Here is a 22,141-nt window from a genome sequence, read left to right as displayed (position 1 = left end):
CGCGCGACAACGGATTCCGGGATTCCACGAAGAGGGGAGAACCCGCGACGGAGTCGAGATGTGCAGGAGGGGTGGACGACGTCGCCCGTCGTCCACCCCTCCCTCAGTCGCCCTTCACGTTGACGAGCTGCCGCAGCGTGTGCCGGATCGACACCAGGCTCGCGGCATCCGCCATCACCTGGTCGATCGGCTTGTAGGCCTGCGGGATCTCGTCGACGAACGCGTCGGTGTCGCGGAACTCGATGCCCGTCATCGCCTCGCGCAGCTGCTCGTGGGAGAAGGTGCGCCGTGCCGCGGACCGCGAGTACTCGCGGCCTGCGCCGTGCGGGGAGGAGTTCAGCGACTGCGGGTCGCCGAGGCCCTCGACGACATACGAGGCGGTCCCCATCGATCCGGGGATGAGTCCCGGCCGACCGAGGTCGGCCTGGATCGCTCCCTTCCGAGACACCCAGACCTGCTTGCCGTAGTGCTTCTCCGACTCGGTGAAGTTGTGGTGGCAGTTGATCCTCTCCTGCTCCTCCACCGGCGAGCCGAGGAACTCCGACACCTGGCGGATCACGCGGTCCATCATCTCCTCCCGGTTCAGCAGAGCGAAGCGCTGTGCCCACCGCAGTTCTTTGATGTACCGGGTGAACTCGGGCGTGCCCTCGACGAGGTAGGCCAGGTCGGGATCGGGCAGATCGATCCACCATTGCTTGGCGAGCTGCTGCGCGACGCCGATGTGGTGGCCGGCGATCCGGTTGCCCACTCCCCGCGACCCCGAGTGCAGGAACAGCCACACGCGGTCGAGTTCGTCCACCGAGACCTCGATGAAGTGGTTGCCGGATCCGAGCGTGCCGAGCTGCAGACGCCAGTTCCCGGCGTACGTCGCAGGGTCGAACCCGTTCCTCTCGGCGAGCTGCTCGAGCTCGGCGACCCTGGGCTCGGCCGTCGCGACGACCTTGCGGTTGTAGCGGCCGGCGGACAGCGGGATGGCGCGTTCGATCTGCTCCCGCAGCTCAGCGAGGTCGCGACCGTCGAGGTCGCTTCTCGTGACCGCGGTGCGAACGGCGATCATGCCGCATCCGATGTCGACGCCGACGGCGGCGGGGATGATCGCGCCGAGCGTCGGGATGACCGAGCCGACCGTCGCGCCCTTTCCGAGGTGCGCGTCCGGCATCAGCGCCAGGTGCGGGTGGATGAACGGCATGCGGGCCGTGGTGTGCGCCTGATCGAGCGTCTTCTCGTCGATCAGAGACGCCCACGACAGCAGCCGTGCGGAGAGCCTCTCCATGATTCCTTTCCTTGTGAGGTGTCCAGTCACAGGTCAGGGGTCTCCCATACGGAAAACGCCCCGGACCTGACGGTGCGGGGCGTTGCGAGAGCGGATGCTGTCACACGGCGCGCGCCGGAGGGTACGACTCGTAGCGGTCATCGTGCTTCTGCTGAAACATCGACACCGCTGCGATGGGAAGATTCCGCAGGGCGGTCATCTGTCGTCTCCTCGGCTGGCGTGCTGCGCCGATCGGCACAGCTTTGCCACAGTAGGGGACGACACGCCCGGGCGTCAAATGTCCGGTACCGGCGTCATTCGCGGTCGAGGCCGAAGGTGCGCTTCACGAGCGCCTGCACGTCGCGATCGAGTCCGTCGATGCGGATGCTCATCGCATCGATGCGGCTGTTGATCGCGTCGAACCTGCTGTCGACCGCGTCGAACTTGCTGTCGACCGCGTCGAACTTGCTGTCGACGGCGTCGAAACGAGCGTTCATCTCGCCGCGGAGTCCGCCGATCTGAGCGTTCATCTCGCCGCGGAGTCCGCCGATCTCGGCGCGCAGGATTCTCACGAAGAGGGTCGAGACGACGCCGATCATGCCGAACAGCAGGGCACTGACGACGCCGATCATCGTCCAGGTCTGCGCATCGTTCATGAACCCCATCCCCCGATCGTCGCATCGATCAGGCGAGTCTGGCACGTGTCCGCGACAACGGATTCCGGGATTCCACCGACGGGGGAAAGGTGACCGAAACCTCGTACGGTGCAGAGAGGGTCGGCGCGTCAGCTCTCCCGCGGTGGATTGTGCATGAACTCGATGCGGATGCCGTCGGCATCCTCGACGAAAGACGCGTAGTAGCGAGCCGAATACCGCGGGTAGTCCTTCGGCTCGCGGACGACGGTCCAGCCGGCATCCTTCGCGATGTCGTGCAGACGATCGACCTCGTCGCGCGAGTCGACGGCGAAGGCGATGTGCTGCCAGCCGATGCGCCCATGCCTGTGCGGAGTGGAGTCCTCATCCCAGACGTAGAGGATGATCTCGGTCTCGTCTCCGTTGTTCCAGGAGATCGAGTGGTCGTCCTCCCCTCCGCTCACGTATCCGAGAGCGGTGAGCACGGGGTGGAACTGCGTCCGTCCGCGTTCGAGGTCGTCGACGGTGATGCCCAGGTGATCGAGAAGAGCCATCCGCCCAGTCTGTCAGGGCGCTGCGTCGGTGTCAGTGGGGAGCGTGATACTCGGCTTCGCCGCGCTTCCAGTAGCCCTTCACGACCGCCTTCCCGGTGTCGATGCCCCAGCGCTCCAGGAGAGCCCGACCGGGCTTCACGACCGACTGCTCGGCGGCGATGAAGATGAACGGGTCGGCGCCGACGGCATCCGCCTCGGTCAGCCCGTCGAGGAAGGCGATCAGGGCCGCGCCGGGTGCCGCGTCGCCCCTGTGCAGCCATTCGACCTCGACAGGCGCATCGATGTCGAGCTCGCGCCCGGCGGAGACGGTCTCGATGACGATGCGCGCCGGCGTACCGTCGGGGATGAGCGCGGCGAAACGCCGGATCGCGGGGATCGCCGTCTCATCGCCGACGAGGAACCAGGATCCGGGTTCTCCCACGATGACGGCGGAGCCGCGCGGTCCGCCGACGCCGATCGACGACCCGAGGGGAGCGTTCGCCGCCCACGGCGCCGCCACGCCCGCGTCGCCGTGCACCGCGAACTCCACGTCGAGCCAGTCGTCTCCCCATTCGAGCGGCGTGTACTCGCGGCTCGGTGCAGCGCGCATCTCCTCGACGGATCCCACCGGACCCGCGGGGAAGAACAGGCGCATGTGATCGTCGGACCCGAGCGAAGCGAAGCCGGCGAGGTCGCTGCCGGTCACTCGCACGCGCACATAGTCGGGTGCGAGCCATTCGCGCGAGGAGAGGGTGACGGTGCGGAACCGCAGATCGAGCCCGCGCCGCTCGATCGAGAAGCCGGATTGCGTATCGCTCATAAAGTAAGGCTAACCTATCCTCGAAGGGGTTAGGTCAGCCTAACTCCCGTCCATTCCGCGCCATTCGTGCGCGATGCCCAGCAGAACAGGAGTCTCTCCATGTCCATGCCCAGAAAGCTCTCCGCGGCCGGATTCGGTCTCGTCGCCGTGCTCGCCCTCGGCGGCTGCGCAGCCACCGCGGACGCCCCTGACGCCGCAGAGACGACGGCGGCCGATGACTACTATCCCGTCACGGTCACCGACATGGCCGGCAACGAGGTGACGATCGAGAGCGCGGACAGTGTCGCGATCACCGACAACCGCTTCTTCCAGCTGGCCGCCGACTGGGATCTCCCCGTCACGGTCGCGCCGCTCGATCTGTTCAGCCCCGAGAACCCGCTGAAGGACTCGTCGGAGATCCTCAACATCGGCCTGCACACCGAGCCGGACTTCGAGCAGATCGTCGCGGCGGATCCCGATCTCGTCATCAACGGGTACCGCTTCAGCAGCGAGGAGAGGGCTCAGGGAGTGAAGGACGCGGCGCCCGACGCGGCGTTCGTCGAGATGACCGGGCCGGAGGACCAGCCGGCCGATGAGTACGTCGTCGACAGCATCACGCTCATGGGCGAGATCTTCAACCGCACCGCCGAGGCGGAAGAGCTCATCAGCCGGTTCCACACCGCGCTCGATGATGCGAAGGCTGCCTACGATTCGGAGAAGACCGTCATGGGTCTCGTCACGTCCGGCGGCGAGATCAACTACTCGAACCCGAAGGACGGGCGCGGAGCGAGCATCTTCTTCGATCTGGTCGGGATGACTCCGGCGCTCGACGCCGAGGGTTCCGCGGACCACACCGGCGACACCGTGTCGCTGGAGGCTCTCGCGCAGGCGGACGCGGATTACCTGCTCGTGCTCGACCGCGACGCGGCGGTGTCGGAGGAGGGGCAGACGGTGGTCCCGGCACGGGAGCTGATCACGGGATCGGCCGCCCTCGCGAACGTTCCCGCCGTGCGCAACGAGGCGATCTCGGTCATGCCGGCCGACTACTACCTGACCGAGGACGTGTTCGCGTACATCGCGGTCCTCGACGGGCTCACCGAGCTGTTCGAAACCGCCTGACGCGCTGATTCCGACCGAGCGCTGCCACCGTGCCCCTGGCATGGTGGCAGCGCGCCCCCGTCCGGAGGGAACCCTTGACTTCGACGACACCCGCCGAGCCCCCGGCCCGGCGCATCACGAACGTCGACGGGCTCGCGAGTGCGTCGGCACCCCGACCACGACCGGGCCGGCGACGCGGGTGGCCGCTGCCGCTCGCTCTCGTCCTGACGGCCGGACTCATCGGCCTCTCGCTCATCACGGGCGTGGCCGACATCACGGCACCCGATGGGCACGGCGGCGAGTTCCTCTGGATCACGCGGATCCCGCGCACGGCCTCGCTCGTGCTGGCGGGGGCGAGCATGGCCATGGCCGGTCTGGTCATGCAGCTCATGACGCAGAACCGCTTCGTCGAGCCGACCACGGTCGGCACGACCGAATGGGCGGGACTGGGTCTTCTCGTCACATACATCCTGCTGCCGGCATCCGGGATCCTCGCGAAGATGGCGATCGCGATCGTCTTCGCCTTCGTCGGCACGCTCGTGTTCTTCGTCTTCCTGCGACGCGTCACCCTGAAGTCCTCCCTGATCGTTCCGATCGTCGGCATCATGTTCGGCGCCGTGGTGAGCGCGATCTCGACGTTCCTCGCCCTGCGCTTCAACCTCCTGCAGGTGATCGGTGGATGGTTCCTGGGGCGCTTCACCGGCATCGAGGTCGGCCGTTACGAACCGCTCTGGATCGTGCTGGGAGTCTCGATCATGGTGTGGATCGCCGCCGACCGATTCACCGTCGCCGGGCTCGGCCGCGACATCGCGACGAACGTCGGTCTCCGCTATGAGCGCGTCGTGCTCCTCGGCGTGGGGCTGGTCGCCATGACGACCGGTGTCGTGACGGTGATGGTCGGCGCCCTGCCCTTCCTCGGCCTCATCGTCCCCAACCTCGTGGCGATGGTGCGGGGAGACGATCTCCGCTCGAACCTGCCGTGGGTGTTCCTCACCGGGATCTGGATCGTCACGCTCTGCGATCTGATCGGACGGACGATCATCATGCCGTTCGAGGTCCCCATCGCGCTCGTGCTCGGCGTCGTCGGCTCCGCCGTCTTCATCGCGATGCTCCTGCGCACGAGGAGGACCCGTGTCAGCTGACCTCGGCATCCGTCCCTCCGCGCGGACCACGCGATCCTTCGCCGACCCCGCGCACCGCCGGCGGTACCGGTTCGTCCTCGCGGCGCTGATCGTGGGCGCGGTCGTCATCACCGCTCTCCTGCTGTGCTGGGACAACCCGTACGCGCCGTTCAGCGAGCGGTGGCTGCGGATCTCTCGGATGCGCGTCTCGGGTGTGCTCGTCGTCGCAGTCGTCACCTTCTGCCAGGCTTTCGCGACCGTCGCGTTCCAGACCGCCACGAACAACCGCATCATCACCCCGTCGATCATGGGGTTCGAGTCGCTGTACGTCCTCATCCAGACCGCGATCGTCTTCTTCTTCGGCGTCGCAGGAGTCTCGGGCTTCGATCCGTTCACCCGCTTCCTGCTGCAGTCCGCGCTCATGGTGGTGTTCGCGGTGCTGCTGTATTCGTGGCTGCTGTCCGGGCGCTTCGGGAATCTGCACGTGATGCTGCTGATCGGGATCATCCTCGGCACGGGGATGGGCGCGCTGTCGGCCTTCCTGCAGCAGATGCTCGACCCGAACGAGTTCGACGTGCTCGCGGCGCGCCTGTTCGGCAGCATCGCGAGCGCGAACACGGACTTCCTGTGGTTCGTCATCCCGGTGTGCGCCGCCGTCGGAGGGGCGATCTGGATGCTGTCGAGGCGCCTCGATCTCATCGGACTCGGCCGTGACGTCAGCACGAACCTCGGTCTGAACCACAGGCGGCAGGTGATGCTCATGCTCACTCTGGTCGCGATCCTGTCGGCGATGAGCACCTCGTTGTTCGGCCCGATGACGTTCCTCGGGTTTCTCGTCGCGACGCTCGCCTATGCGATCGCCGACACCTACGACCACCGGATCCTGCTTCCGATGGCCTGGCTCCTGGGATACGTCGCGCTCGGCCTCGCCTACTTCCTCCTCAAGCACGTGTTCACTCTGGTCAGCGCGGCGACGATCATCGTCGAACTGATCGGGGGGCTCGTCTTCCTCGTCGTGATCCTCCGAAAGGGGCGGTTGTGATCAGCATCCGCGAACTCGTCCACCGCTACAGCAGCGACACCGAGATCGGACCGCTCACGCTCGACCTGCCCTCCGGCGGAATCGTCGCGCTGATCGGTCCGAACGGGGCGGGGAAATCGACGCTGCTGACCATGATCGGGCGGCTTCTCGCCCCCGACGACGGGCGGGTCGAGATCGCCGGGCTCGACGTCCAGCGCACGCCCTCGAAGCAGATCGCGAAGATCGTCTCGATCCTCCGGCAGGAGAACCACTTCGTGACGCGGCTCACGGTGCGTCAACTCGTCGGCTTCGGACGCTACCCGCACTCGGGTGGACGTCTCACACAGCTCGACGAGGAGCGGATCTCGGAGGCGATCGACTTCCTCGGTCTGACCGACCTCGAGCGGCGCTTCATCGACGAGCTGTCGGGCGGCCAGCGGCAGCGCGCGTACGTCGCCATGGTGCTCGCGCAGGACACGGAGTTCGTGCTGCTCGACGAACCGCTCAACAACCTCGACATGAAGCACGCGGTGCAGATGATGAAGCACCTCCGGCGGGCCGCCGAGGAGCTCGGACGCACGATCGTCATCGTGCTGCACGACATCAACTTCGCGGGGCACTACGCAGACCGCATCTGCGCCATGAAGGACGGGGCGATCGTCGAGTTCGGCACGCCGGCCGAGATCATGACCGACGACGTGCTCACCCGGGTGTTCGACACCCCGGTGCGGGTGGTCGAGGGGCCGTCCGGTCCGCTCGCCGTCTACTACTGAGCGCGGCGACCGTCGGCGGTCACAGCTCGATGCCGTGGTCCTCGTCGTTCACACCGGCGTTGCGACCGCGTCGCGACTCGTAGCCCAGGAACCAGCCCAGCCAGACGATCGCCGCGAGCAGGATGCCGAGCCACACGTTCTGGAAGACGAGACCGATCACGACGCCGGCGACGAGCAGACCGACGGTGACGGAGACGCGGAGTGCGGTGCGTGACATGGTCTCAGCCTAGAGCCGCCGCGGGGCCTGCACGCGGTCAGTGCCGACGGTGGTCTGCCGGGGTGAGCCGGGGGCCGCGGCGCGGCTCGCTGACGCCGCTCGCGAAGATGAGCCGGATCACGCGCTGTCGGTGGCCCGCCCAGGGGGCGAGGAGCTCCAGCATCCCGTCGTCGTCGGTGCGGTGGCCGGTGAGGGCGTGGCCGACCTCGTGAGCGAGGTGGTAGTCGCCCACGCTCACGGCGTCGGGGTCGCCCAGCGCGCGGAGTCGCGTCTCGGCGGAGGTCCACACCCCGATGCCGGGGAGACTCGTGAGCACGCGATCGCGGTCGTCACCGGTCGTCGCGGCGAGGAGGGCGCGGGAGACGGAGTCGGCACGCGCGGCGGCTCTCACGATCGTCTTCGACTGCGGGGGCTGTACGCCGGCGCGGTGCCACTCCCACGAGGGGATGCGGTGCCATTGGGATGCCGCGGGCGCGGCGTACAGGGGGCGGGGAGTGGGGCCCGGCGCGCGGTGGCCGAACTTCGTGACCAGCAGACGCCAGGCGCGAAAGGCCTCCAGCCCGGTGACCTTCTGTTCGAGGATCGCGCAGGCGAGCGCGTCGAAGACCTCGTTCGTCCTGGCGAGGCGGATACCCGGAGACCGCCGCGCGACCTCCGCGATGAGGGGATGGTGGGAGGGGTCGAATCCCGACGGGTCGTCGTGCGCGCCGCACAGCGCGGGCACGGTCGCGAGCGCCTCGTCGGCACCGGCGCCCCACGCGCTCGCCCTGATCTCGTCGCCGACGGCGCGGAGCGCGAGCGTGGCTGCTCCGTGCGAGGTGCGCACCGCACGCCAGATGACGGCGCCGTCGAACACCATGGTGGGATCGCCGGGGCCGCGACGGAGCATGCCGACCGTGCGTCGGACGTCGACGTCGTGACCGGGTCGGTACACCGATTCCCGACGAGGGTGAGCGGCCGCCTCGGCGGCTGCGGCATCCTGCGTCAGGGTCATGCGCCCACCCTACGCGGCGGGGCTGACACCCCGGTGCGAGTGCGCGCCGATCAGAAGCGGTCGGGCGACGGCGTTCCGTGGCCGTAGCGGATCACGACGTCGGCGTGGCGGTCGAAGCGGTAGCCGATGCCGCGCACCGTGCGCACGATGTCCTCGTAGCGGCCGAGCTTCGCGCGGAGACGACGCACGTGCACATCGATCGTGCGCTCGCCGGGGGTCTCGTCGTCCTGCGCCTGCCACAGAGCGGACACGAGCTCGCTGCGCTCGATCGTGCGTCCCTCCCGAAGCACGAGGTACTGCAGCAGCTCGAACTCCTTGTAGGTGAAGGCGGCGGATTCTCCGTCGATGAGCACGCGCTTGCGGGAGATGTCGACGACGACGCCGCCCTCTTCGTCGGTGGTCTCCTCCTCGGCGGCCGCCTTGGTGCGGGCGATCGCACCGGGCTCGTGCAGCGCGAGGCGCACGACGTCGAGGTCGCGTCCGCCGGAGCCGTGCGGGGCGAGCGCCACGGTGGCGTGGGTCTCGGCACCGGGTGCGAGCTCGGCGAGGGTGCGGCGCAGGGCGTCGACGAGGAGCGGGAGGCTCACGCCGGCTTCGGCGGCCTTGATCTCGTCGAGGCCGACGTACAGGGCGAAGCCGCGGGGGGAGCGGACGGCGGGAAGATCGGCGGCGAGCGGTGCCGAGGCGGCGGAGGCCGGGGCGGATGCGGTGGAGGGACGCTCGAGAAGTGCGGTGTTCGACATGATGATGAAGTCCTCAGGACGTGAGCCGGAAGGCTCTGATGCGTTGCATGAATGACCGGGCGAGCCGGAGGAGCGAGCAAGGGTGGATGCTCGGAGACCCGGACCTCGCAGATCGCGAGAAGTCAGGTCAGACGGAGTGGCTGTTCGTTCAGCGACACATTCGGCAACACATGCCAACGCGACCGGGCATCATCATCCCGGCAGTCCCGTTCGCCTCCTGGGCGGACAAAGGGCTTGCGTTGGTAGTCATGGGAGGGATTATGTCCGAAGAAGTCCCCGTGTGTCAAAACGGCGACCCCTGGGCGCGGCGGGCGTAACGTGGACGGGTGACCACCTCGACACTCGCCTCCGGATTCATCCTCACAGATGAGAAGGACGCCTCGCGGTACACGCTGACTCGTGACGGGAAGCTCGTGAGCGTGCTCGACTACCGCGACGACGGCCGGACCATCGCTCTCACGAGAGCCTTCACGATCCCGACTTTCCGCGGCCACGGCTACGCCGGGACCGTCGTCGAGGGCGCCGTCGCCGACATCGAGGCGCGGGGCGATCGCAAGGTCGACGCGGTGTGCTGGTACGTCGCCGACTGGTTCTCCGCGCACCCCGAGCACGCCGGACTCCTGCGCTCCCGGTGAGCGTTCCGTCGTGTGACGCCGTGTTACACGTGCTCCGCTCGAGATCCGGGGACCGGCAGCGTCCCTCGACCCGGTCCGTGCTGTCGGCGGCACGCCTCTGAACGAATGTCGGTGGGGGTTCGTACCGTGTGAGTATGCGCATCCTGCACACCTCCGACTGGCACATCGGCCGCACGTTCCATGGCAACTCCACCATGGACGCACTGGCCGAGGTGCTCGGAGCGCTCACGGAGCAGGTGCGCGACCACGCGGTCGACGTCGTCGTGATCGCGGGAGACGTCTTCGACTCCGCGACTCCGGCCGGCGCGGCCTACACCCTGCTCAGCGACGCGCTCGTCGCACTGAGCGAGACGGGCGCGCGCGTGATCGTCACGAGCGGCAACCACGACTCGGCCGCACGGCTGGGTTTCCAGGCTCGGCTGCTGCGGGACGGCATCCATGTGCTCACCGACCCGCGCGCGATCGGCACGCCCATCACCGTCGAAGACGAGCACGGGCCGGTGCGGTTCTTCGGCATCCCGTACCTCGAGCCGGCGGTCGTCCGCCAGCACTGGCCGGATGTCGAGTTGCGCACGCAGGCCCAGACCGTCGCTCACGCGATGGACCTCGTCCGCAGCGGCATGCGGGACCACCCCGGCCGCTCCGTCGCGATCTCGCACTGCTTCTCCGCGGGAGTCGACGCCACCGTAGGGCTCGAGCGCGAAGTGCGTCAGGGCGGTCTCGACGTCGTTCCGCTCGCGGTGTTCGACGGTCCGGACTACGTGGCGCTCGGTCACATCCACGGACGCCAGCAGGTCAGCGAGCGGGTGCGCTATTCGGGGGCACCGCTGCACTACAGCTTCGGCGAGCAGAACAAGCCGCGCGGGTCGTGGCTCGTCGACCTCGACGCCGACGGCCTCACCACGGTGGAATGGCTCGATCTGCCCGTGCCTCGCCCGCTGGTGACCCTCACGGGAACGCTCGACGAGATCCTGTCGACCGCGAACGTCGAGGCGCACGCCGAGCACTGGGTGTCCGCGGTGTACACCGATGCGGTCGCTCAGACGGAGCCGATGCGTCGTCTGCGCGAGCAGTTCCCGTTCTGCGCGATGGTCCAGCATCAGCCGGCCGAGGCCGGCGATCAGACGCCGCGCACCTACGTCGACAGACTGCGCGGAGCGGTATCCGACGTCGAGCGCATCGATGCCTTCCTCGAGCATGTCCGCGCGGGGCACGGCCCCACGGAGCGCGAGCGCGAGCTGATTCGCGAGGTCCTCGACGACCGCGTGCGCGCTGACGCGCTGATCTGAGGCGGAGAGTCCCGGTGCAGCTCCATCGCCTCGAGGTCGAAGGGTTCGGTCCCTTCCGCGAACGCCAGATCGTCGATTTCGACGCATTCGCCGACGACGGCATCTTCCTGATCGAGGGTCGGACCGGTGCCGGGAAGTCGAGCATCCTGGACGCCGTGTGCTTCGGGCTCTACGGCGGCGTGCCCCGCTACGAGAGCGGAGACAAGCGCCTGCGCAGCGACCACTGCGAACCAGACGACGTCACCGAGGTCGTCGTCGAGTTCAGCACGCCCGCCGGGCGGTATCGCGTGCGGCGATCGCCCGAGTACGAGAGGCCCAAGAAGCGCGGCGGTGGCATGACCGTGCAGGCGTCCGCCGTCCAACTCGACGCGCTCGTCGCGGGTGAGTGGATCGGTCTCGCCGCCAAGGAGCGAGAGGCGGCGTACGAGCTCGACGACATCCTGCAGTTGAGTCGCGAGCAGTTCCTTCAGGTCATCCTCCTCGCTCAGAACCGCTTCTCGGAGTTCCTTCTGGCCGGCAGCCGCGAGCGACAGGCGCTGCTGCGGAGGTTGTTCGGCACCGAGCGCTTCGAAGACGTACAGGCCCGGTTCGACGAGCGTCGACGCGCTGCCGAGCAGGAGCTCGCCTCGGGGCTCGCCGTCGTGGATGCGAGACTCGACGAGGCCGAGCGGCTCGTCGAGAACGGCGGACTTCTGACCGAGGAGCACGAAGCCGTCGAGAGCGGGTCGCCGCGCGGCGAAGGAACGAAGCCGGTCGCCGCGCGCACGACCGAGCAGCGGCTCGACGAACTGGCCCTCGCCCGTGCACGAGCGGACTATCGCGCGGAGCGACGGGCCGCGGAGCGGGAGGATGCCGCGACACGGTCGGCTGCGGCCGATGAAGCGCTGAGTACCGCCAGGGAGGAGCGCCGAGCCCAGCAGGAGCGCGACCGTGCCAGGCAGGCGCTCGCGCGCCTCGAGGAGGTCGAGCCGCAGATCGTCGCAGCGCGCGAGGAGCTGTCGCGAGCGCGAGAAGCAGAGGCCCTGCGGACGATGATCCTGGCGGCGACGCGCGCCGACGTGGCGCTCGTCCAGGCCGTCGAGGAGGAGGCGCGAGCGCAGCGCGACTGGGACGCTCATGACGTCGACGCCGACGACCTCGCCGCGTGGGCGTCCGAGCGGACCCGAGAGACCGGGGCCTGGAGGCGCGCAGACGCGCTCGAGCGGTCGGCGTCGGCGCGCGAGTCCGAACTGCACCGGGCGGCGGAGGCCGTCACCGGCGCTGGGGATCGCCTCGCAGCGGTCGACGCAGAAGGCGAGACCCTCCCGGTCCGACTCGACGAGACGACCCGCGAGCGCGACGCTCTCCGTCGTGTCGCGGACCGATCGGACGACCTCGCCGCGGCTCTGCAGGCAGCGACGGGGCGCGTGGCAGCCGCGCACGACGTCGTGCGGCTGGAGGCGGAGAGCGCGGCTGCAGAGCAGGATCTGGTCGCGGCGAGCTCTGTGCTCGCGGAGAGGCAGACAGAGCTCGCGCGCCTTCGACAGCGTCGTCTCGACGGGTTCGCGGGTGAGCTCGCGAGCGCTCTCATCGACGGCGAGGCCTGCCCGGTGTGCGGTGCGCATGAGCATCCGGCGCCGGCCGACCACACCGATCCCGTATCCGCCGACGACATCGTCGCCGCGGAAGCACGACGCGACGACGCGGTCGATGTCGAGCGCTCGGCCGCTGAGAAGGTGGCGTCGCTGCGCGTCGAGCTGGCGGCCGCGAGCAGTCGCGCCGACGGGAGAGACGTCCGCACTGCGACTGACGAGCTGACCCGAGCGACAGACGAGCATGCGCAGAGTCTCGCCGCCGCCGAACGGGTGACCGCCCTCGACCGACGCGCCACCGAGCTGTCGGCGCGCATCGCCGGACTGCAGAGCGAACGCGAATCGGCGGCCGCCGCGCTCGCGGCGGCACGCGAGACCCACGCGATCGTCGAGCAGAGGGAGATCGAGGCGGCGTCCGCGGTGGCGGATGCTCGTGGAGCCTTCCCCTCGGTGGCCGAGAGGATCGCCGCGGCGGAACGCGAGGTCACCGATGCGCGCACGCTCATCGAGGCGACCGACGAACGAGCGCGACGCGCTGACACCGCGGCATCGGCCGCCCAGGAGCTGAGCACAGCGCTCGACGCCTCCGCGTTCGACGACGCGAGCGCCGCCGAGGCCGCGCTCCGATCGCCTCTCGTGCAGGCCGAGCTCGAATCACGCGTCTCCCACCACGCCGTCGAGCGTGAGAAGGAACGGGCGATCCTCCTCGACCTCGAACTCCGGACCCTGCCCGAGGAGCCGATCGACCTCGACCCGATCGAGCAGCGTTCTGCCGCGGCGAGATCGCTGTGGTCGACGGCCGTGGCCGACGCGGAGCGCGCCGCTGCGCTCGCTGAGCAGCTGGGAGCGCTCATCGGCTCCGCCTCCGCCGCTCACGAGGAGAGCGCTGCGGGCGCCGCCGACTTCGAGGTGCTGCGAGGGCTCGCCGACGCTCTCGCGGGTCGCGGCGCCAACACGCGCAAGATGACCCTCGAGACCTTCGTGCTGGCCGCCGAGCTCGAGGAGATCGCCGAGGCGGCCAATCGCCGTCTGGCCGACATGTCCACCGGACGGTATCAGCTGCGCCACTCCGACGCCCTCGCCGCGCGCGGTGCCGCCTCCGGCCTCGGCATCGTCGTGTTCGACGCCTACACGGGCCAGACGCGTCCCGCGCAATCGCTGTCCGGCGGTGAGACTTTCCTGAGCTCTCTCGCGCTCGCGCTCGGACTCGCCGAGGTCGTCACGGCGCGAGCCGGCGGCATCCGTCTCGACACTCTCTTCATCGACGAGGGCTTCGGATCACTCGACGGCGACACGCTCGACGTCGCCATGCGCACGCTCGACGAGCTGCGTCAGGGTGGCCGAACCGTCGGCGTCATCAGCCACGTCGAGGCGATGCAGGAGCAGATCCCGGCTCAGCTGTCCGTGCGCGCCACGCCGAACGGTCCGAGCGTGATCGAGACGCGCTGAGCGTCAGACGCCGTACTCCTGGCGCACCGTCTCGCGCAGCATCACGCTGCAGCGCGCGATCGCCGCACGGAAGTCGACGAGTGCGCCGTCCTCCGCACGATCCGAGATCGCTCTGAACGCGCGGATCGGCACGCCGAACTGCTGCGCGACCCAGATGTACGCGTACGTCTCCATGTCGACGAGCCCGGCACCGGACGGGCGGATGACCGCGGTGATCCCCGCATCGCCCACGAAGCTGTCTCCCGTGGCGATCAGCACACCCTCGCGGCCGGTCGACACGCGCGCGGGCAGCGACACGTGCTGCCCCGCGACGCCCTCGAGGTCGAAGACGTCATGCTGCAGCGCACTGCCCACCTCGTGCACCACGGCGTCCAGCTCGGGGTCGATGCCGCCCGCGGTGCCGACGACGACGATCTCCTCGTAGTCCTTCGCGGACAGCGCTCTCGTCAGCGCATACGTCGCCTGCATCTTGCCCTCGCCGGTGACGAGTTGATCGAAGCCCTCCAGGTCGTCGGGGAACGCTTCGAGTTCGGATGCCATCGCGGCGACGAGAAGTCTCACGCGCCCATTCTCCCATCGTGCGTCGACGCCCCGCGTGCTCCGCGCCCGGCACGTCATTCCGATGTAACACTGGAGGAGGATACTGATGTCGACGAGACCGGAGGACCGCCATGACCCTGCAGAAGCAGATCGCGGAAGCGCTCGGTGTACAGCCCGAGATCGACCCGGAAGCCGAAGTGGAACGCCGCGTGCAGTTCCTCGTCGACTACCTGCGCACGACCGGAGCCAAGGGCTTCGTCCTCGGCATCTCGGGCGGTCAGGACTCCACTCTGGCGGGCAGGCTCGCGCAGCTCGCGGTCGAGCGTGTGCGCGCCGAAGGCGGCGAGGCGAAGTTCCTCGCCGTGCGGCTCCCGTACCGGGTGCAGCATGACGCGGAGGATGCTGCCGCTGCGTTGGCCTTCATCGAGCCTGACGCGTCGGTCGAGGTGAACATCCAGAACGGAGTCGACGGCGTCGAGGCCGACATCGAGTTCGCGGTCACGAGCGACATCACCGATTTCAACCGCGGGAACATCAAGGCGCGTCTGCGCATGGTGACCCAGTACGCCCTCGCAGGTCACGACGGACTGCTCGTGATCGGCACCGACCATGCGGCCGAGGCAGTCACGGGCTTCTACACGAAGTTCGGCGACGGCGCGGCCGACATCCTGCCGCTCTCCGGCCTGACCAAGCGTCAGGGGCGTTCCCTGCTGCTGCACCTCGATGCCCCGGAACGACTCGCTTACAAGGTGCCGACGGCAGACCTGCTCGACGGACAGCCCGGCCGCGCCGACGAAGACGAGCTGGGCCTCACCTACGAGCAGATCGACGCGTTCCTCGAGGGTGAGGACGTCGATCCGGAGGTCGCCGGGCGCATCGAGTCCCGGTACCTCGCGACGCAGCACAAGCGGCACCTCCCGGTGACGCCCGACGACACCTGGTGGCGCTGACGGGCCCTGCGCGACGGAGGTCCCGTGTCGGATGCCGCGGCTAGGGTCGAAGCATCCGAAGGAACGGGAGAAACGTGCGGATCGACACCCTGGCGCAGCGCGTCATCTGGAGCGCGAGCGATCTCAAGGCGGCCGCCGAGTGCGAGTTCGCCTGGTGTCGCGCGATCGACGCGAAGCTCGGGCGCGTACCCGCGGTCGACGAGCCGGAAGACGCCACCCTGGCCCGCGCCGCCCGCCTCGGTGACGTGCATGAGCAGAACGTGCTCGAGCGGTACATCGCGGAGCTCGGAGACGAGCGAGTGCACCAGGTCGAGAAGGTGTCGTCGGTCGATGCCGACGCCCTCTCCGCCGCCGTCGCCGAGACGATCGCGGCTCTCGATTCCGACGCCCACGTCGTCTTCCAGGCGGCGTTCTCGACCGACGAGTTCGTGGGGTTCGCCGACTTCCTGAAGCGCGACGACGACGGTCGCTGGCGGGTGCAGGACTCGAAGCTCGCCCGCACGGCGCGGGTCACGGCTCTCATGCAGCTGGCGGCATATGTCGACCAGCTCGATCGACTGGGGGTACCTCGCTCGGACGAGGTCGACCTGATCCTCGGCGACGGCACAGTCAGCACGCATCGCGTCGACGACCTGCTGCCCCTGTTCCAGGTGCGCCGTGCGCGGCTCCGCTCCCTCATCGCCGATCGCCGCATCGACGATCCCAGCCCCGACGCAGCGCTCGCCTGGGGAGACGACCGCGGAGACCTCGACGTCGTCGCGTGCGGTCGCTGCGCGACCTGCGAGGAGCAGGTGATCGCCCACCGCGACCTGCTGATGGTCGCCAGGATGCGGCCGGTTCAGCGCGCACGTCTGCGCGCGGCCGGTATCGGGACCATCGACGCGCTCGCCGAGGCGACGGCGGCGCCGGAGGGCATGAACGTCGACACGTTCGAGACCCTCCGCTCGCAGGCGCGGGTGCAGCTGCGGGCGGACGCCGAGGGCGTGGCCGCCTACGACGTGCACTACGCCGCTGCGATACACACGCTGCCGGTGCCGAGCCACGGCGACATCTTCTTCGACTTCGAGGGCGACCCGCTGTACACCGAGCCGGCACCCGACGATCGCCCGCACTGGGGACTCGACTACCTCTTCGGCTGGGTGGACAACCACGACCAGTACTCCGCGCTGTGGGCGCACGACTTCGCGGCCGAGAAGCGTGCCTTCGAGCAGTTCCTCGACTTCGTGAAGCTCCGCCGCACCACCCACCCCGGCATGCACATCTACCACTACGCGCCGTATGAGACCTCGCACCTCATGGCGATGGCGGCCCGCTACGGCGTGCGTGAGGCCGAGGTCGACCGGCTGCTGCGCGAGGGTGTGTTCGTCGATCTCTACCCGCTCGTGCTTCGGACGGTGCGCGTCGGGTCGCGCTCGTACTCGATCAAGAAGCTCGAGCCGCTCTACATGGGCGACGACGTGCGCACGAGCGACGTGCAGAAGGGCGACGACTCGATCGTGCAGTACGTCGCGGCCCGCGAGCTCGCCGCGGCGGGAGAACAGGCGGAGGCGGATGCCGTGCTCGCCGACCTCGCCGACTACAACCGGTACGACTGCGTCTCGACGAGGCGCCTCCGCGACTGGCTGATCGAGATCGCGCGCCGCGAGGGCGTGAATCCGGCCCCGCCCGATGAGGCGGACGAGGTGATCTACGAGCCGTCGCCGCGCTCGGTCGCGCTGCTTGCCGACGCCGAGCTCGCCGCCGCAGCGGGGAGCGACGGTCAGCTGCACCGCATCGCGGCCGCGGCGATCGACTATTTCCCCCGGGAGGCCAAGAGCTTCTGGGTCTCGCACTTCCAGCGGCTGCGGGAGCCCGTCACGATGTGGGACCACACGCGTGACGTCGTCCGCGTCGACCGCCTGGCGTCGCGCGTGGTCCGTGAGTGGAGCGTGGGGGAGGGGCGCCGCGTGATGTCGCGCGACATCGAGATCAGGGGCGAGGTCTCTCCGGGTACGACCCTGGGCGAGGGCGGCCAGCCGTTCGCGCTCTACGAGGTGCCGGCGCCGTTCGACCTCGAGGTGCCGTCGCGAGCCGTGCACGTGCCGCACACCGTCACGATCACGGGGGTGCTCGATGACGGCTATCTCGTGACCGAGTCGGCGATCCAGGGACAGACCTGGGACGCCCTGCCCCTTGCGCTGACACCGGCCGCCCCTCCGCGGGTCGTGTCGCTGCAGGGGGCGATCGACGAGTGGGCGGATGCCGTGCATGCCGCCGCACCCGGTTATCCGAGCGACGCGGCCACCGACATCCTGCGGCGCATCCCGCCGCGCACGCGGTCGGGGGAGAGCCTTCCCGCACAGGCCGACGACACGGTCGACGCGATCGTCCGAGCCGTCCTCGATCTCGACGACAGCTACCTGGCCGTGCAGGGCCCTCCCGGCACCGGCAAGACCTACACGGGATCACGGGTCATCGCGCGGCTCGTGAACGAACACGGCTACCGCATCGGCGTCGTGGCGCAGTCGCACTCGATCATCGAGAACCTGCTCGAACGCGTCGTCGCCGACGGGGTGCCGCCTGGACAGGTGGGGAAGGCGCCGAAGGATCCGTCGGCTGAGCCGGGGTACACGGTGATCCCGAAGACCGGCATGGCGTCGTTCCTCGCCGAGAACGAGGGCCGGGGCGTCGTCGTCGGCGGCACGGCCTGGGATTTCAGCAACACGACGAGAGTCGAGCGTCACGGCCTCGACCTCCTCGTCGTCGACGAGGCCGGTCAGTTCTCGCTCGCGTCGACGATCGCGGTCGCAGCGGGTGCGAAGAACCTGCTGCTCCTCGGAGACCCGCAGCAGCTGCCGCAGGTCAGCCAGGGCGCGCATCCCGAGCCCGTCGACACGTCGGCGCTCGGCTGGGTCATGGACGGCGATGAGGTCGTGCGGCCCGAGTACGGGTACTTCCTCGAGCGCTCCTGGCGCATGCACCCGTTCGTCGCGGCCCCCGTCTCACGCCTGGCCTACGCCGGACGCCTGGCGTCGGCGGCGGGCACGGAGAAGCGCGGGATCGAGGGCATCGATCCCGGCCTGCACGTGGTTCCGCTGCGTCATCGCGGCAACGCCACGCAGTCGCCCGAGGAAGCCGCCGAGGTGGTGGCGCTGGTCCGCGACCTGCTCGGCCGCGCGGTCACCGATCACACCGCCGAGACGTCCACGCGTCCCCTCGCCCAGAACGACATCATCGTCGTCACGCCGTACAACGCCCAGCGACAGCTCGTTCACGACGCTCTCGCCGCGGCAGGCTTCCCCGACGTGCCCGTCGGCACGGTCGACAACTTCCAGGGCAAGGAAGCCGTCGTCTCGATCACATCGCTCGCAGCGTCGAGCGGCAAGGATGCGCCGCGCGGACCGGAGTTCCTGCTCATGCAGAACCGTCTGAACGTCGCCATCTCGCGGGCCCAGGTCGTGGCCTACCTGATCCACTCGCCCGCGCTGCTCGACGACCTCCCTCGCACGCCCGAGGGGGTCGCCCGGCTGAGCGCCTTCGCACGACTGGTGGGAGCTGCCGAGTGAGCCAGGCAGCCTCGACCGGGCACACCACCGAGCAGATCCTGCGGGCTTCCGCCGCGTGGGCGTGGTTCCCGCGCGACAGCGAACAGGCGAAGACCCATCTGCAGCTCGTGCGCTACCCCGCACGCTTCGGCGGCGGGGTCCGCGGGTCACAGGTCGACTCGCGCGCCGACCCGGGTGCGGTGATCGACCACGCGCTGGAGCAGACGAAGTCGTGGGGCGAGACCGTCTTCACGTTCTGGACGAACGAGTCTGATTCGCCTGACCTCGAGGACGAACTCCGCCGCCGCGGCGCCGACCACATCGACACGGTCGCCGTCTTCGCCCGCGCGATCGACGGCCCCGCCATCGAGGTGCCGCCTGACGTCACCGTGGAGATCGTGCGCACCCTCGACCAGGTGCGAGACGTCGACAGCGTGAACGTGCCGGTGTGGGAGCAGAGCGCGCTCGACGACGACGGATTGCGCGCCGAGCTCGCCGAGGTCACAGCCGCGCTCGACGCCGGAGGAGGTCTCCGCGTGCTGGCCCGTATCGACGGCATACCCGTCAGCACCGGCGGCTGCACCATCGTCGACGGTTTCGCCCGGCTCTGGGGTGCTGCGACGCTGGAGCACGCACGCGGACGCGGGGCGTATCGTGCAGTGCTCGCCGAACGCCTTCGCGCGAGCGCGGAGAGAGGCGCGACCACCGCGCTCGTGAAGGGCCGCATCTCGACGTCTGCACCGATCCTCCGTCGTGCGGGATTCGTGCACTACGGCGACGAACGGGGCTACCGCCTGAACGTGTGAGGCGTGCGGGTCAGACCGTGCCGTACAGGCGGTCGCCGGCGTCGCCGAGGCCGGGAACGATGTAGCCCTTCTCGTTCAGCCGCTCGTCGAGGGCACCGAGCACGAGCGTGACGTCGCGGTCGCCGGCCATCTCCTCGATCGCGGCGACACCCTCAGGGGTGCCGAGCAGGCAGATCGCGGTGACGTCCTTGGCGCCGCGATCGAACAGGAACTGGATCGCGGCGGCGAGCGAACCGCCGGTGGCGAGCATCGGGTCGATCGCGAAGCACTGACGGTCGCTGAGGTCCTCGGGGAGTCGCTCGGCGTAGGTCGTCGGCTCGAACGTCTGCTCGTCGCGCACCATTCCGAGGAAGCCGACCTCGGCGGTGGGCAGCAGCTTCACGAGGCCTTCGAGCATTCCGAGGCCGGCGCGCAGGATCGGGACGACGATGGGGCGGGGCTCCGAGATCTTCACGCCCATGGTCGTGGTGACCGGGGTCGTGATCTCGATCGGGCTGACCTTGACGCTGCGGGTCGCCTCGTACGCGAGGAGCGTCACGAGTTCCTCCGTGAGCTGACGGAACACCGGCGACGGGGTGCGATGGTCGCGCAGCACCGAGAGCTTGTGGGTGACGAGAGGGTGGTCGGCGACGTGGACACGCATGAATACAGGCTAATGCGCCGCGGGCGCGCGCACGACATCCGACCCCATAGGCTCGACGCATGACCGAGGCCGACACCGCAGCCATGCAGCGCGCGCTCGAACTCGCCGGCGAGGCGGCACGAGCCGATGAGATCCCGGTCGGCGCGGTCGTCCTCGACCCGGACGGACTCATCATCGCCGAAGGGCGCAACACCCGCGAAGAGACCCACGACCCGACCGGACACGCGGAGGTCGAGGCGCTACGGCGCGCTGCGGCATCCCTCGGCTCCTGGAATCTGCAGGGGTGCACCCTGGTGGTGACCCTCGAACCGTGCGTGATGTGCGCGGGCGCGATCCTGCAGGCGCGCATCGCGCGTGTCGTGTTCGGCGCATGGGACGACAAGGCCGGCGCGGCGGGGTCGATGTACGACGTGCTGCGTGATCGGCGGCTTCCCTACCGCGCCGAGGTGGTCGCAGGAATCGAGGCGGATGCCGCGACGGCACTGCTCCGGGACTTCTTCGAGCAGCGGCGCTGACCTGAGTCGATCAGCGCGCACGCCTCGCAGTCAGTCGGAGGACTTCAGCACGAAGACGTCGGTCGACGGTTCCGGGTCCAGCGACGGGCGGTACACATCGGGCTCGATGTAGATCACTCGGGCGATCGGCACGGCCTCGCGGATGCGGGCCTCGATCACGTCGATGTCGTCGGCAGCCTCGCGAAGGGGCTTGTCTGCGCTCAGGGCGATCTTCACCGCGACCATCAGCTCGTCCGGACCCAGGTACAGGGTCTTCATGTGGATGATCTTCTCGATCTCGTCGCCCGCGTTGATCGCGTCGACGATGCGGTCGTGATCGGCCGGCGTCGCGCCCTCACCGACCAACAGGCTCTTGGTCTCCACGCCCAGCACGATCGCGATCAGCACCAGCAGGACACCGATCATGACGGTGCCCAGTGCGTCGAACAGGGGGTTGCCGGTGATCACGGTGAGGCCGACGCCGAGCAGCGCGAAGCTGAGACCCGTCAGAGCCCCGACGTCCTCCAGAAGCACGACGGGGAGCTCCGGCGCCTTCGCTCGGCGCACGAACGACACCCACGACTGGCCCTTCTCGCGGACGAGGTTGCTCTCCTTGACGGCGGTGCGCAGCGAGAACGACTCGAGTCCGATCGCGACGAGCAGCACGACGATCGGCAGCCACCACCACGTCTGGTCGAGCTCGTGCGGGTGGGTGAGCTTCTCGACACCCTCGTAGATCGCGAACAGACCGCCGACGGAGAAGAGGATGATCGACACGACGAATGCGTAGACGTAGCGCTCGCGCCCGTACCCGAACGGGTGGGCGCGGTCGGCCTCGCGCTTCGCCTTGCGCCCGCCGAGCATCAGGAGCAGCTGGTTGCCGGAGTCGGCGACGGAGTGGATGGCCTCGGCGAGCATGGATGCCGAGCCCGAGAGCGCCCACGCGAGGAACTTCGCGAGGGCGATGCCCAGGTTCGCCAGGAACGCCGCGATGATCGCCTTGCTGCCGCCGGAAGCACTCATGGTCCGAGTCTAGAACCGCCCGCCGGAGGATGCC

General features: G+C 69.1%; 21 protein-coding genes. 11 read left to right on the top strand and 10 right to left on the bottom strand.

Annotated elements, in window-relative coordinates; translation table 11 throughout:
• Positions 1 to 103 precede the first annotated feature (103 nt).
• From RAC81_RS05225 to RAC81_RS05210, 4 genes are all read right to left on the bottom strand, one after another.
• Positions 104 to 1,273 carry an RtcB family protein gene (locus tag RAC81_RS05225; protein WP_375081332.1) on the bottom strand — a complete coding sequence of 390 codons (1,170 nt, stop codon included), beginning with the start codon at positions 1,271 to 1,273 and terminating at the stop codon, positions 104 to 106.
• A 293-nt stretch (positions 1,274 to 1,566) separates the two neighbouring features.
• Positions 1,567 to 1,908, bottom strand: a complete 342-nt coding sequence (locus tag RAC81_RS05220) for a hypothetical protein (protein WP_375081331.1) — start codon at positions 1,906 to 1,908, stop codon at positions 1,567 to 1,569.
• A gap of 128 nt (positions 1,909 to 2,036) precedes the next feature.
• Complete coding sequence (locus RAC81_RS05215; protein WP_375081330.1) at positions 2,037 to 2,438, bottom strand: VOC family protein; 402 nt, start codon at positions 2,436 to 2,438, stop codon at positions 2,037 to 2,039.
• Positions 2,439 to 2,469: 31 nt separating this feature from the next.
• Positions 2,470 to 3,237, bottom strand: coding sequence for a siderophore-interacting protein (locus tag RAC81_RS05210; protein ID WP_375081329.1), 768 nt, complete (start codon positions 3,235 to 3,237; stop codon positions 2,470 to 2,472).
• Between the two features lie 99 nt (positions 3,238 to 3,336).
• Between RAC81_RS05210 and RAC81_RS05205 the strand changes: the two genes are divergently transcribed.
• From RAC81_RS05205 to RAC81_RS05190, 4 genes are all read left to right on the top strand, one after another.
• Positions 3,337 to 4,335 (top strand): ABC transporter substrate-binding protein, encoded by a 999-nt coding sequence (locus tag RAC81_RS05205; protein ID WP_375081328.1) that lies wholly within the window; start codon positions 3,337 to 3,339, stop codon positions 4,333 to 4,335.
• 113 nt (positions 4,336 to 4,448) lie between these two features.
• Complete coding sequence (locus tag RAC81_RS05200) at positions 4,449 to 5,456, top strand: ABC transporter permease (protein ID WP_375081514.1); 1,008 nt, start codon at positions 4,449 to 4,451, stop codon at positions 5,454 to 5,456.
• Positions 5,446 to 6,477, top strand: coding sequence for an iron chelate uptake ABC transporter family permease subunit (locus tag RAC81_RS05195; protein ID WP_375081327.1), 1,032 nt, complete (start codon positions 5,446 to 5,448; stop codon positions 6,475 to 6,477). The genes RAC81_RS05200 and RAC81_RS05195 overlap by 11 nt, the downstream gene beginning before the upstream one ends.
• Positions 6,474 to 7,229, top strand: coding sequence for an ABC transporter ATP-binding protein (locus tag RAC81_RS05190; protein WP_375081326.1), 756 nt, complete (start codon positions 6,474 to 6,476; stop codon positions 7,227 to 7,229). The genes RAC81_RS05195 and RAC81_RS05190 overlap by 4 nt, the downstream gene beginning before the upstream one ends.
• A 19-nt stretch (positions 7,230 to 7,248) precedes the next feature.
• Here the strand turns inward: RAC81_RS05190 and RAC81_RS05185 are convergent, their stop codons facing one another.
• The 3 genes from RAC81_RS05185 to RAC81_RS05175 are packed head-to-tail and all read right to left on the bottom strand — an operon-like array spanning position 7,249 to position 9,183.
• Positions 7,249 to 7,446: a hypothetical protein gene (locus tag RAC81_RS05185; RefSeq protein WP_251589022.1), complete on the bottom strand. Its 198-nt coding sequence runs from the start codon at positions 7,444 to 7,446 to the stop codon at positions 7,249 to 7,251.
• 37 nt (positions 7,447 to 7,483) lie between these two features.
• Positions 7,484 to 8,440 (bottom strand): DNA-3-methyladenine glycosylase family protein, encoded by a 957-nt coding sequence (locus RAC81_RS05180; RefSeq protein ID WP_375081325.1) that lies wholly within the window; start codon positions 8,438 to 8,440, stop codon positions 7,484 to 7,486.
• Between the two features lie 50 nt (positions 8,441 to 8,490).
• Positions 8,491 to 9,183: a winged helix-turn-helix domain-containing protein gene (locus tag RAC81_RS05175; RefSeq protein ID WP_375081324.1), complete on the bottom strand. Its 693-nt coding sequence runs from the start codon at positions 9,181 to 9,183 to the stop codon at positions 8,491 to 8,493.
• A gap of 326 nt (positions 9,184 to 9,509) precedes the next feature.
• On the opposite strand from RAC81_RS05175, the gene RAC81_RS05170 reads away from it, so the two are divergent.
• From RAC81_RS05170 to RAC81_RS05160, 3 genes are all read left to right on the top strand, one after another.
• Positions 9,510 to 9,818, top strand: a complete 309-nt coding sequence (locus tag RAC81_RS05170; RefSeq protein WP_179297472.1) for a GNAT family N-acetyltransferase — start codon at positions 9,510 to 9,512, stop codon at positions 9,816 to 9,818.
• A 134-nt stretch (positions 9,819 to 9,952) separates the two neighbouring features.
• Positions 9,953 to 11,107, top strand: coding sequence for an exonuclease SbcCD subunit D (locus RAC81_RS05165; RefSeq protein ID WP_375081323.1), 1,155 nt, complete (start codon positions 9,953 to 9,955; stop codon positions 11,105 to 11,107).
• Between the two features lie 14 nt (positions 11,108 to 11,121).
• Positions 11,122 to 14,127: an AAA family ATPase gene (locus tag RAC81_RS05160; protein ID WP_375081322.1), complete on the top strand. Its 3,006-nt coding sequence runs from the start codon at positions 11,122 to 11,124 to the stop codon at positions 14,125 to 14,127.
• A gap of 3 nt (positions 14,128 to 14,130) precedes the next feature.
• Here RAC81_RS05160 and RAC81_RS05155 read toward each other — a convergent pair whose 3' ends face one another.
• On the bottom strand, positions 14,131 to 14,688 hold the full coding sequence (locus RAC81_RS05155; RefSeq protein ID WP_375081321.1) for a nucleoside phosphorylase: 558 nt from the start codon (positions 14,686 to 14,688) through the stop codon (positions 14,131 to 14,133).
• Positions 14,689 to 14,798: 110 nt separating this feature from the next.
• Between RAC81_RS05155 and nadE the strand changes: the two genes are divergently transcribed.
• The 3 genes from nadE (at position 14,799) to RAC81_RS05140 (ending at position 19,947) form a co-directional block, all read left to right on the top strand.
• Entirely contained in the window at positions 14,799 to 15,617 is an 819-nt protein-coding gene (gene nadE, locus RAC81_RS05150; RefSeq protein ID WP_375081320.1) for an ammonia-dependent NAD(+) synthetase, read from the top strand.
• Between the two features lie 74 nt (positions 15,618 to 15,691).
• Positions 15,692 to 19,162: a TM0106 family RecB-like putative nuclease gene (locus RAC81_RS05145; RefSeq protein WP_375081319.1), complete on the top strand. Its 3,471-nt coding sequence runs from the start codon at positions 15,692 to 15,694 to the stop codon at positions 19,160 to 19,162.
• Entirely contained in the window at positions 19,159 to 19,947 is a 789-nt protein-coding gene (locus tag RAC81_RS05140; RefSeq protein ID WP_375081318.1) for a GNAT family N-acetyltransferase, read from the top strand. The genes RAC81_RS05145 and RAC81_RS05140 overlap by 4 nt, the downstream gene beginning before the upstream one ends.
• Positions 19,948 to 19,957: 10 nt before the next feature.
• On the opposite strand, the gene upp is transcribed toward RAC81_RS05140, so the two are convergent.
• Positions 19,958 to 20,590 (bottom strand): uracil phosphoribosyltransferase, encoded by a 633-nt coding sequence (gene upp, locus RAC81_RS05135; RefSeq protein WP_144876856.1) that lies wholly within the window; start codon positions 20,588 to 20,590, stop codon positions 19,958 to 19,960.
• A 59-nt stretch (positions 20,591 to 20,649) separates the two neighbouring features.
• On the opposite strand from upp, the gene tadA reads away from it, so the two are divergent.
• Positions 20,650 to 21,105, top strand: coding sequence for a tRNA adenosine(34) deaminase TadA (gene tadA / locus RAC81_RS05130; RefSeq protein WP_375081317.1), 456 nt, complete (start codon positions 20,650 to 20,652; stop codon positions 21,103 to 21,105).
• Positions 21,106 to 21,135: 30 nt separating this feature from the next.
• Here tadA and RAC81_RS05125 read toward each other — a convergent pair whose 3' ends face one another.
• Positions 21,136 to 22,107, bottom strand: a complete 972-nt coding sequence (locus RAC81_RS05125; RefSeq protein WP_375081316.1) for a cation diffusion facilitator family transporter — start codon at positions 22,105 to 22,107, stop codon at positions 21,136 to 21,138.
• Between the last annotated feature and the right edge of the window lie 34 nt (positions 22,108 to 22,141).

This window comes from Microbacterium sp. CR_7, assembly GCF_041954755.1.
Classification (GTDB): Bacteria; Actinomycetota; Actinomycetes; order Actinomycetales; family Microbacteriaceae; genus Microbacterium.
The sequence above is the reverse complement of the archived record's forward strand: the minus strand, read 5'-3'. Positions and strand labels throughout refer to the sequence as shown.

Excerpts from the sequence above, each read along its gene's own strand:
- RAC81_RS05225 (WP_375081332.1), bottom strand. The coding sequence starts at position 1,273 with ATGGAGAGGCTCTCCGCACGGCTGCTGTCGTGGGCGTCTCTGATCGAC.
- RAC81_RS05220 (WP_375081331.1), bottom strand. The coding sequence starts at position 1,908 with ATGAACGATGCGCAGACCTGGACGATGATCGGCGTCGTCAGTGCCCTG.
- RAC81_RS05215 (WP_375081330.1), bottom strand. The coding sequence starts at position 2,438 with ATGGCTCTTCTCGATCACCTGGGCATCACCGTCGACGACCTCGAACGC.
- RAC81_RS05210 (WP_375081329.1), bottom strand. The coding sequence starts at position 3,237 with ATGAGCGATACGCAATCCGGCTTCTCGATCGAGCGGCGCGGGCTCGAT.
- RAC81_RS05205 (WP_375081328.1), top strand. The coding sequence starts at position 3,337 with ATGTCCATGCCCAGAAAGCTCTCCGCGGCCGGATTCGGTCTCGTCGCC.
- RAC81_RS05185 (WP_251589022.1), bottom strand. The coding sequence starts at position 7,446 with ATGTCACGCACCGCACTCCGCGTCTCCGTCACCGTCGGTCTGCTCGTC.
- RAC81_RS05180 (WP_375081325.1), bottom strand. The coding sequence starts at position 8,440 with ATGACCCTGACGCAGGATGCCGCAGCCGCCGAGGCGGCCGCTCACCCT.
- RAC81_RS05175 (WP_375081324.1), bottom strand. The coding sequence starts at position 9,183 with ATGTCGAACACCGCACTTCTCGAGCGTCCCTCCACCGCATCCGCCCCG.
- RAC81_RS05165 (WP_375081323.1), top strand. The coding sequence starts at position 9,953 with ATGCGCATCCTGCACACCTCCGACTGGCACATCGGCCGCACGTTCCAT.
- nadE (WP_375081320.1), top strand. The coding sequence starts at position 14,799 with ATGACCCTGCAGAAGCAGATCGCGGAAGCGCTCGGTGTACAGCCCGAG.
- upp (WP_144876856.1), bottom strand. The coding sequence starts at position 20,590 with ATGCGTGTCCACGTCGCCGACCACCCTCTCGTCACCCACAAGCTCTCG.
- tadA (WP_375081317.1), top strand. The coding sequence starts at position 20,650 with ATGACCGAGGCCGACACCGCAGCCATGCAGCGCGCGCTCGAACTCGCC.
- RAC81_RS05125 (WP_375081316.1), bottom strand. The coding sequence starts at position 22,107 with ATGAGTGCTTCCGGCGGCAGCAAGGCGATCATCGCGGCGTTCCTGGCG.